Raw genomic sequence first — 962 nt, forward strand, 5'->3', positions numbered from 1 at the left:
CCCGCCACCGCCGCCGCACCGGCCGGAAGGCCGGGATCACCGGCCCCGTCATCGGCGACGTCGCCGGCGACGTCGCGGGCCGGGGCCGGTCGCGGGCCGGTCACATGCTCTCCACCTTGAGATACCGGCGGATCGCCGGCAGCTCCTTCAGCACGATGACGACCACGCTCAGCACCAGCAGTGCGAGCACCAGCCGGACCGGCCCCGGGCCGATCTGAACGTCCTTGCTCATCGCTCCGCTCCTTCTTCCTCGAACTCCTGCTCGAACTCCTGCCCGGCTTCCCGCCCGGGTTCCCCCGCGGTCTCCTCGGCGAGGATCCGCTCGATCATCCGCACCGCCTCGTCCACCGCGGCGGCGACGGGCGCGCTCAGCGCCATCTCCCAGGTGTCGGCCGTGACGGGCCCGGACGGTTCGCAGGCCACCAGCAGCACCCGCGGCGGGACCGAGCCGCTCTCGCGGGCCAGCCGCAGCACCCGCGCGGGATCCAGGCCGTGCCCGTCCACGGCGGCGCCCTCCAGCCCGCCGGGGCCCGGCTCGACGAGCGAGACGGTGCCCGGCGGGTGGCCGCGCTCCGCCGCGTCGACGAGCACGACCGTGGCGTAACCGCCCTGGAGCGCGTACATCAGGTCGATGCCGCGGATGCCGAAGTCGATGACGTCCACACCGGGCGGCGCCGGGCGCTCCGCGAGCCGCCGGACGGCCTCCACGCCGAACCCGTCGTCGCCGTGGAAGACGTTCCCGATGCCGGCGACGAGCACCCGGCGCGGCGCGCCGTCCCCGGGCAGCGGCTCCACCTCCTCGGGACCGACGAAGAAGCGGTGCCCGAGCTGGTCGCGCGCGCCGAGATCGCGCCCGGGGTCGTCGTCAACTGGATCTCCCAGGCGCTGCGGCTGATGCTGACCGACTCCCGCTTCGCGGGCCGGGTCCGGGGCGGCCGGCTCGGCGTCGACGACGCGCTCGA

General features: G+C 75.6%; 2 protein-coding genes. Both read right to left on the bottom strand.

Annotated features, from left to right (window positions below; all coding sequences use genetic code 11):
• Positions 1-100: 100 nt before the first annotated feature.
• Positions 101-232: a DUF6893 family small protein gene (locus E1291_RS44875; RefSeq protein WP_278045322.1), complete on the bottom strand. Its 132-nt coding sequence runs from the start codon at positions 230-232 to the stop codon at positions 101-103.
• Complete coding sequence (locus E1291_RS41490) at positions 229-795, bottom strand: hydrogenase maturation protease (protein WP_242614705.1); 567 nt, start codon at positions 793-795, stop codon at positions 229-231. Before E1291_RS41490 ends, E1291_RS44875 begins: the two co-directional genes overlap by 4 nt.
• Positions 796-962 lie beyond the last annotated feature (167 nt).

The organism is Actinomadura roseirufa (assembly GCF_900659635.1).
In the GTDB taxonomy this organism is placed as follows: domain Bacteria; phylum Actinomycetota; class Actinomycetes; order Streptosporangiales; family Streptosporangiaceae; genus Spirillospora; species Spirillospora roseirufa.

Coding starts and splice junctions, on each gene's coding strand:
- E1291_RS44875 (WP_278045322.1), bottom strand. CDS start 232: ATGAGCAAGGACGTTCAGATCGGCCCGGGGCCGGTCCGGCTGGTGCTC.